The 8,308-nt window shown below is 69.9% G+C and carries 10 protein-coding genes; 2 read left to right on the top strand and 8 right to left on the bottom strand.

All coding sequences use genetic code 11. The features are described from left to right. Nucleotides 1–1,353, bottom strand: coding sequence for a DNA-3-methyladenine glycosylase 2 family protein (locus tag ACFVH0_RS31650; protein WP_385825826.1), 1,353 nt, complete (start codon nucleotides 1,351–1,353; stop codon nucleotides 1–3). 103 nt (nucleotides 1,354–1,456) lie between these two features. Next, entirely contained in the window at nucleotides 1,457–2,632 is a 1,176-nt protein-coding gene (gene rsgA, locus ACFVH0_RS31655) for a ribosome small subunit-dependent GTPase A (RefSeq protein WP_385825803.1), read from the bottom strand. 387 nt (nucleotides 2,633–3,019) lie between these two features. On the opposite strand from rsgA, the gene ACFVH0_RS31660 reads away from it, so the two are divergent. Further along, on the top strand, nucleotides 3,020–3,520 hold the full coding sequence (locus ACFVH0_RS31660; protein ID WP_385825805.1) for a DUF5949 family protein: 501 nt from the start codon (nucleotides 3,020–3,022) through the stop codon (nucleotides 3,518–3,520). Between the two features lie 162 nt (nucleotides 3,521–3,682). On the opposite strand, the gene ACFVH0_RS31665 is transcribed toward ACFVH0_RS31660, so the two are convergent. The 6 genes from ACFVH0_RS31665 to ACFVH0_RS31690 all read right to left on the bottom strand — a co-directional run bounded on the left by ACFVH0_RS31665 (nucleotide 3,683) and on the right by ACFVH0_RS31690 (nucleotide 6,756). After that, nucleotides 3,683–4,093 carry a rodlin gene (locus ACFVH0_RS31665; protein WP_385825807.1) on the bottom strand — a complete coding sequence of 137 codons (411 nt, stop codon included), beginning with the start codon at nucleotides 4,091–4,093 and terminating at the stop codon, nucleotides 3,683–3,685. Between the two features lie 119 nt (nucleotides 4,094–4,212). Beyond that, entirely contained in the window at nucleotides 4,213–4,413 is a 201-nt protein-coding gene (locus ACFVH0_RS31670; protein WP_385825808.1) for a hypothetical protein, read from the bottom strand. Nucleotides 4,414–4,678: 265 nt separating this feature from the next. Beyond that, complete coding sequence (locus tag ACFVH0_RS31675) at nucleotides 4,679–5,089, bottom strand: rodlin (RefSeq protein WP_124721269.1); 411 nt, start codon at nucleotides 5,087–5,089, stop codon at nucleotides 4,679–4,681. A 185-nt stretch (nucleotides 5,090–5,274) separates the two neighbouring features. Next, nucleotides 5,275–5,565 (bottom strand): hypothetical protein, encoded by a 291-nt coding sequence (locus ACFVH0_RS31680; protein ID WP_358948514.1) that lies wholly within the window; start codon nucleotides 5,563–5,565, stop codon nucleotides 5,275–5,277. A gap of 249 nt (nucleotides 5,566–5,814) precedes the next feature. Continuing rightward, nucleotides 5,815–6,048 (bottom strand): chaplin, encoded by a 234-nt coding sequence (locus ACFVH0_RS31685; RefSeq protein ID WP_385825810.1) that lies wholly within the window; start codon nucleotides 6,046–6,048, stop codon nucleotides 5,815–5,817. A gap of 306 nt (nucleotides 6,049–6,354) precedes the next feature. Beyond that, entirely contained in the window at nucleotides 6,355–6,756 is a 402-nt protein-coding gene (locus ACFVH0_RS31690) for a rodlin (protein ID WP_385825812.1), read from the bottom strand. 528 nt (nucleotides 6,757–7,284) lie between these two features. On the opposite strand from ACFVH0_RS31690, the gene ACFVH0_RS31695 reads away from it, so the two are divergent. Then, entirely contained in the window at nucleotides 7,285–8,136 is an 852-nt protein-coding gene (locus ACFVH0_RS31695) for a chaplin (protein WP_385825814.1), read from the top strand. The last annotated feature ends 172 nt before the right edge of the window (nucleotides 8,137–8,308 follow it).

The raw sequence follows: 8,308 nt of genomic DNA on the forward strand, positions 1-8,308 counted from the left end.
TCACAACAGCCCCAGGTGACGCGCCGCGTAGGAACGCCAGGGCCGCCACCGGTCCGCCTCGGGCCTGCCGTCCGGATCCACATCCGGATCACCGAGCGCACGCATCCTGATGAGCGCCGCGGCTGCCGGGCCGATCCCCGGCAGCCGCAGCAGCGCCTGCTCGGCCTCGTCGCGGTCGGCCCCGGCGTCCAGCCGTACGTCCCCGTCGGCCAGCGCGGCCGCCAGCGCCCGCAGCTCCGGGCCGCCCGCCGCACCGGCCAGCACCCCCGGCTCGGGGAACACATGCGTCAGCCCGCCGCACGGCACGTCCAGGACCTTCCCGTACGCCTCCACCAGCCGCTCCGACTCCGCCCGCCCCACCAGCGTCCGTACGGCGAACTCATCCGGGTCCGCAGCGCCCGGCGAACGCAGCCCGGGGCGGGCGGCCACGCCCGGTGCGAGCAGCGGGTCGGCGCCGAGCCGGTCGTCGACGGCGTACGGATCGGCATCCAGGTCGAACAGGCGCCGCAGCCGCTGGACGGCCGTCGTCAGGTCCCGCAGGTCCGTGAGGTGGATCCGGGCATCGAGCCAGGCCCCGTCGGATCGTTCGTCCACAGCCACGATGCCCGTGCCGTACGGAAGCCGCAGAGTGCGCCGGTAGGTACGGTCACCCGTCGCACCGCTGATCTCCTCGATCCGGGCGACCGGCTCGCCGGCCAGGAGATCGAAGACCTCGCGGGCCGCGTACGGCCCCCGGTGGGCGAGCCGCAACGGGATCCCGGTGGTGCGCGCCTCCCGGACCGCCGCTCCCAGCCCCGTCCCGGCCTCGGCCCGCAGCGCGCTCGGGGTACGGGCGTAGATCTGCCGGATCGTGTCGTTGAACTGGCGCACACTGGCGAAGCCGGCCGCGAAGGCGATCTCCGTCACGGGCAGCCCGGTCGTCTGGAGCAGCACCCGCGACGTGTGGGCCCGCTGGGCACGGGCGAGGGCGACGGGACCGGCGCCCAGCTCGGCGTTGAGCTGCCGCTGCACCTGGCGCGAGCTGTAGCCGAGCCGGTGCGCGAGACCGGGCACGCCCTCCCGGTCGACCACCCCGTCGCCGATCATCCGCATGGCGCGGCCCACGACATCGGCCCGCACATTCCATTCCGCCGAGCCCGGCACGGCGTCCGGCCGGCAGCGCCGGCAGGCCCGGAAGCCCTGGCCCTGCGCGGCGGCCGCGGTCGGGTAGAAGCGGACGTTCTTGCGCTTGGGCGTGACGGCGGGGCAGCTCGGCCGGCAGTAGATCCCGGTCGTCTCGACGGCGAAGAAGAACTCCCCGTCGAAACGCGCGTCGCGGCTGCTCACCGCCTCGTACCTGGTCTGTTCGTCCATCACACCGTCCAGTGTGCGGCACCCACCGGTGCCGCACTGGCGGTTTTCGGACGTGGACCGGCGGGTCCGCGACCATGGCCGGCCGCGGACCGGGAACCACCGTCTACCGCACCCGGCCCCGCTTCGCCTCCATGGCGAACCGGCCCTCGGCGCCCTTGCGCTTCCACTCGCGCAGCATCTCCGACCGCATCCGGGCGTCGGTCTTGGCGACGATGCGCTGGTTCTCGCGGATCAGCTTGCGGAAGCTGTCGAGGCGCCGTTCGTGCAGCGAACCGTCCTCGATCGCGGCGAGCACCGCGCAGCCCGGCTCCGAATCATGGGCGCAGTCGTGGAACCGGCACTGCTCGGCCAGCTCCTCGATCTCCGAGAAGACCTGGCCGACACCGGCCTCCGCGTCCCAGAGCCCGACCCCGCGCAACCCGGGGGTGTCGATCAGCACGCCCCCGGAGGGCAGGAGCAGCAGGTTGCGGGTGGTGGTGGTGTGCCGGCCCTTGCCGTCGACGTCACGCGCGGCCTGCACCTCCATCACGTCGTGGCCGAGCAGGGTGTTGGCGAGGGTCGACTTGCCCGCGCCGGAGGCCCCGAGCAGCACACTCGTACCGCCCGAGACGATGGCGGCGAACACGTCGACACCCTCTCCGGTGGCGGAGCTGACGGGCAGCACCTGCACCCCGGGCGCGATGCCCTCGATGTCCTGGACGAGGTGCGACAGCGTGGTGGCGTCCGGTACGAGGTCGGCCTTGGTCAGCACCACGATCGGCTCGGCGACACCGTCCCCGGCCGGCCCTCCGCCTCCCAGCAGCGCGTCACCGCTGGAGCTGGACATGGCGAGCGCGAGGAAGCGCTCCACCCGCCCCAGGTCGAACTCGACCGCGAGCGAGAGACAGATGACGATGTGGTCCACATTGGTGGCGAGCACCTGGCCCTCGGAGCGCTGCGAGGACGTCGAGCGGACGAAGGCGGTACGCCGCGGCAGCAGCGTCCGTACGAACTGCGGATCGCCGTCGGGGTCGACCGCGACCCAGTCACCGGTGCAGACGATCCGCATCGGATCGCGCGGGACGACGAAGGCGGTGTCGGCGCGGAGCGTGCCCTGCGGGGTGACGACATCGCACTGGCCACGATCCACCCGCACCACGCGCCCGGGCAGCAGTCCCTGCTCGGCGTACGGTGCGAATTCGGCCGCCCACGCGTCGTCCCAGCCGTACGGGGACAGCGGATTCGACGCGGACGAACCCTGAAGAGAAGAAGCGGAAGAGGGGAAGGACGGGAAAGACAAGGGAAACCCTTCGAAGGGTGGCCCCGGCAACGCGCACACGGGCGCGCAGAGTTGCGGAGTAGGTCAGCCGGCGACCACGGGGGTGGGAATGATGCTCTTCGGGTTGTGGGCAGCGCCCAGCACAGTGACAGCCATCACGATCCTCACCTCCTGGTTCAAGCACGGGACCGACAGCCGGAGTTGATCTCCGCCGTCCGGAACAGTGGACACCCTAGCCCGCGCGCGTCGACCGGCTCAACACATTTGATCGAGGCCTTCGAACGCGTCTGTCCGAGCACTCCGGACGGAGACGGTCCGAGCCGCCTTCACCGGAGATATCCGACTATCTCCCTCGATCAGGTGAAACACATGCACAACGACCGGTCCGGGGCCGTTATGGTGCCGAGCATGACCTCACCCCAGACCGCCACCGGCACGTTCACACAAGCCCAGTTGGGCACCATCACACTGATCGGCTGGAGCGGCGAACACCCAGCCGACGGCCACGATGTCGCCTTCCTGCTCGTCTACTCGCTGGGAGACGGCACGGACGGCCCCGCCGTCGGCGAGGCGGCCATGCGGATGTCCCTGGAGCGCAGCGGACTGCCGGTCGGCACCGGCCCGGTGTACGCGGCCGAGAACCCGGGCCTCCCGGTGAAGCTGCTCGTCCAGGCCGGCCAGGCGGTCCTCACGCTGCCCCACTTCACGGCGCAGTACCCCGCCCCGCCCGAGTGGCTGGCCGCGGCCGGCCAACGGGGCGAGGTGCACGCCATGTTCGCCACCCGGCCGTGGCCCCAGGGCGCACCGGGCCGGCCGGTGAGCGAGGAGCTGCTGCGGTCCTTCGCGGGCGACCCGGAGGTCATCACCACCTCCGCCCACTGCGTCGTCCCGGTACGCAGCCTGGGCTGACCCGCCCCCCGGTACGCCGGATGCCCACCGCCCCCCGTGGCGCGGTGGGCATCCTTTTGCGTGGAGCCCTGGGGCGATGCCCCGGATCCTGCTGTGCGGCGCGGCGCACCGCGGTGCGGGCGACCGCGGGGGAATCCCCGGGCGGCCCGCACGACGGGTGCGTCAGTTGTTGGCGATGCCGTTGCCCGAGAGCACCGGGATGTCGTCGACCAGGTGCGACAGCGGCTCGTCGCCCTTGGCCTGGACGGAGTTGTCGGCGCACTGCTGGTTCTGCGGCGAGGACAGCACGTCGATGTCCTGGACCGCGACCGGCACCAGCAGGCCGACGAGCGAACCGGCGTTGGCCTTGAGCGGCAGGCCGACACAGGCCTTGTTCAGCGTGCCCTGGACGAGCTGGACCTGCGGGCTTCCGTCGCCCCGGGTCACGCTGTTGCCGAACTCGGACACGGCGCCGTTGCCGTTGACCGACGTGGTGCCCCCGTCATTGCCGATCGCCATGGCCGCGGGGGCCGCAGCTGCGGACAGACCGACCAGGGACACGGCCACTGCTGCGCCGGCCATCATCTTCTTCATCACGCTTCACCTTTCGGAGCGTCCCGTTGTGGAACGTACTGATCAACCCGCTACGGAAGCGTCGGTTCCGCAGTACCACTCAAAAGGGTTCGATCCGGCAAGAGTTCGACGGCGCCCGGTCACCCGTCGACGGCCTCGCCGGAGGTGCGGGCCGCGGGAACCCGACTCCCCGCGCACGGCCGGTCCGGCCCTGCCTGCGGCGCGGGCTCCGGGCCGCCGTGGGCCGCCTGCCACTCGGCGAGCAGCCGGTCGTAGATGGGTGTGCCGTCCTGTGCGTGCCGCTGCCGGTCGCGGGGGCGTTGACTGTCGTACTGGTCCATGTGTGGCACCTACCCGGTGCGGCGGGTGACGCCTGCCCGCACTACGGCAACCGGCCCAGTCCACCCGCTCCTTCGAGGGGCCGCCGCACCCCGGACACACGAGTGGGGCCGGCACATCCGGGCGGCCGGAGAACGGCTGCCGCGTGGATGTGACGACCCCACAGGTGATTCGGTTACTGCTTGCAGGCGGGCTCGAAGCTGCCCGCGGCACGCTCCCCTGCCGGTTCGCAGAAGCCGGCGAGGAGCGTCCGGAGCGGGACGGGCCTCAGTTGTTGCCGGCGCCGTTGCCGGAGAGGATCGGGATGTCGTCCAGGATGTGCGAGAGCGCCTCGTCGCCCTTGGCCTGGGTGGAGTTCTCCGTGCACTGCTGGTTCTGCGGCGAGGCCAGGACGTTGATGTCCTGGACCGAGATCGGGATGGCCCCGAGGACCGAACCGACGTTGGCCTTGGCCGGCAGCGCGATGCAGGGCTTGTTGAGCGAGCCCTGGATGAGCGCGAACTGCGGGCTCATGTCGCCGTGGGTGGCGGAGTTGCCGTACGACTGAATGGCGTCGTTGCCGTTGACCGACGTCGTGCCACCGTCGTTGCCGATGGCCATGGCCTGCGGGGCGATCGCGGCGGAGACGCCGACGATCGAAGCAGCGACTGCTGCCGAGGCCATAATCTTCTTGATCATGAAATAGCCCTTCTGGGGTTTTCTGTTGCCCGCCTGTCCGGAGCGTCCTGATCAACTCACGACGACGGGGATGGTTGTGCCGATTCACTCGAACGGTGCTTTTACGTTCGGTTGTTCGTCGAATTCACAGCACCGGAGGAATGCGAAAGTCCGGAACCGGCGGGTAACTGCCGCGGCTCGGCCGGTCAGCCGCCGACCGGCAGCCCGCCGATGAGCGGGGCCGCACCCTTGGCCGCACCGGTGGCCTGGTCCGCCAGCTTGGTGACGGTGCCGTTCTTCTGCACCGACTCCGCGGCGCCGCCGACCGTGTCGACGACCGGGTCGACAGCCTGCGGGGCGCTCTCCACCACCTGGTTGATGCCTCCGTTGAGGCTGAAGTTGGGGGCCGTGGCGTTGGTGACGGCGAAGGCGGGAGCAGCCGTTCCGAGAGCAACCACGGAACCGGCAACGAACGCAGCAGTCTTCGCGTACTTCACTTTCGGGTTCCCTTCTGCAGCGGCATCTGTTCGGTCGCGCACCCGCGCCGCACGAGCCTTCTTTAGCCGTGCCTTCTGCCGCTTTCGCCCTGGGTAACGATGCGGTTGCGACACGGCAACTGGATGGGTTCGCCTTTTCTGCGGGACCACCCGATCGAATGCCGGAGAGAAAGAAGGAAGGCCCCGGACCGCATCGAAATGCGTTCCGGGGCCTTCCGGTCACGAGCGTTCGGCCCGTCCGACCGTGGGTCAGATGTTGGCGCAGGCGTTGCCGAAGGTCGGGTTGAGCAGACCGACCACGTTCACGGTGTTGCCGCACGCGTTGATCGGGATGTGAACCGGGACCTGGATGGAGTTACCGGACACAACGCCCGGGGAGAGGGCGGCGCCACCCTCGGCGCCCGAGTCGGCGAAGGCGGGGGCAGCGGCACCCATCGCCATCAGGGTTCCGGCGGCAACGGCGGCAACCTTGGTGTACTTCACTTTGTTCCCTTTCTTCGACGGAGTCCGAAGCAGCCACGTCTTTCGTGCCGCACGAGCGCGATACCGATCACTCGTAACTCCGCCGCTGTAATTCATAACGATTTAAGACCGTAGGCGAAACTCGTCAGCCAGAGGATTCTCGGAAAATCGCCCGAATGATGCAATGATCGATCACTCGATATCACCGACGGGATCTTCCGACAATCCGATGCACCCATTCCGGGGAATGGCAGCGACAGGCCCGGGCCGCGCGGAGGAGGAACGTCGGCGGCCCGGGCCTGTCGTTGCGGCTGGATCAGCTGCGGATCAGCTGTTGCCGGCACCGTTGCCGGAGAGCACCGGAATGCCGTCCAGGATGTGCGACAGCGGCTCGTCGCCCTTGGCCTGGGTGGAGTTCTCGGTGCACTGCTGGTTCTGCGGCGAGGACAGCACGTTGACGTCCTGGACCGCGATCGGGATCAGGCCGATGAGCGAACCGGCGTTGACCTTGGCCGGCAGGCCGATGCAGGGCTTGTTCAGGCTGCCCTGGACCAGACCGAACTGCGGGCTGCCGTCACCACGGGTCTCGGCGTTGCCGAACGACTGCGAGGCTCCGTTGCCGTTGATCGAGGTCGTACCACCGTCGTCGCCGATGGCCATGGCCTGCGTCGCGCCCAGACCGAGGATGGAGGCGGCAACGGCACCCGTAGCCAGAACCTTCTTGATCACGATTAACCCTTCTCGTACTGGATGCCCCGTACCGGAGCCCCCTGCCCAACTCGCCTCCGGGCGTTTGGTTCTCTCCATTCACCCGAATGCCGGAGGCACGTACAGGAGTACGAAAAGACACTTCGGAGAGGCGTGGACGGAATCGTTACGCCTCGTTGCCCCGCCCGCCCCCGACAGCCGTTTCCCGCCCGCCGGGCCGGGCGCATTAACACGCCGGGCCGGTCCGGAAGCAACCCGTTTGCATACCCCATTCGAGTGGTCACAGAATTTCCACGACCCTGTGAGTTTCCTCAACAACTCCTCCTCGTTATGAGTGACACAAGCGTGCAGGTTCGGGCGCTTGACCGGCAGAAGCAGGACTCATCACACGAAGAACGCCTCTTCGTGGTCTCTGCGCTTTCCGTGACCGCCGCTTGCCGAGTCATGCACGGGCGCCGCCGGGAGGGCCTCCCGGAGGTCTCCGCACCGGCCTGATGAATGAACAGCGAGCGTTCCGCTCGCGCGGAATGTCCTAAGAAGGGGCAACCAATGCGAAAAGCCTTGAGTAAGAGCGTGCTGGTGATGGCGGCGGCGTCAGGGATCCTGACCGCAGCCGGTGGATACGCGTTCGCGGATGCCTCCGCCGACGGCGCGGCCTTCGGTTCGCCCGGCGTCGCCTCGGGCAACAACGTGCAGGTGCCGGTGCATGTACCGGTCAACCTGTGCGGCAACACGGTGAATGTGATCGGCCTGCTGAACCCCGCGTTCGGCAACGAGTGCGTGAACGAGGGCGGATCCGGCACCGGGGATCAGGGCGCGAGCGCCGAGGGCGCCGCGGTCGGCTCCCCCGGTGTGCTGTCCGGCAACAACATCCAGGCTCCCGTGGACGTTCCGGTCAACGTGTGCGGCAACACCGTCGATGTCATCGGTGCGCTGAACCCGGCGTTCGGGAACAAGTGCGGCAACGAGTCCGGTGGGCACGAGACCCCGCCGCCGCCGGTGCACCCGCCGCACAAGCCCCCGGTGCACCCGCCGCACAAGCCGCCGGTTCATCCCCCGCACAAGCCCCCGGTCCACCCGCCGCACAAGCCGCCGACGACGCACAAGCCTCCGACGCACCACCACCACCCGGACTGCCCGCCCACGCACCACAAGCCGCCCACCCACCACAAGCCCCCGACGCACCACCAGCCTCCGACGCACCACCAGCCGCCGACGCACCACCAACCGCCGTCGCACCACTCGCACCACCAGCACCCGCACCACCACACGCACCACAGGCCGCCGGAGCTGGCGCACACCGGTGCCGACGCCGAGCTGGGTATGGCCGGCGGGGCCGCCGCGGCCATGGTGCTCGGTGGCAGCCTGCTGGTCCGCCGTACCCGCACCTCGAAGGACTGACCTTCGCGGTCGGTGGATAGTCACCAGACAGCGGAGCTGAAGACAGCGGTGCGGGGGGGGCCGCCGGGGGGGGGGGGGGGTGGGGGGCCCTCTACCTGGGGGCCGGGCCCCCGGGTGGGGGGGTCTGGGGCGGGGCCCGGGCCCGATCGCCGTGCCGCGCGATGCCCCGTTC

The organism is Streptomyces sp. NPDC127117, assembly GCF_042677325.1.
Classification (GTDB): Bacteria; Actinomycetota; Actinomycetes; order Streptomycetales; family Streptomycetaceae; genus Streptomyces.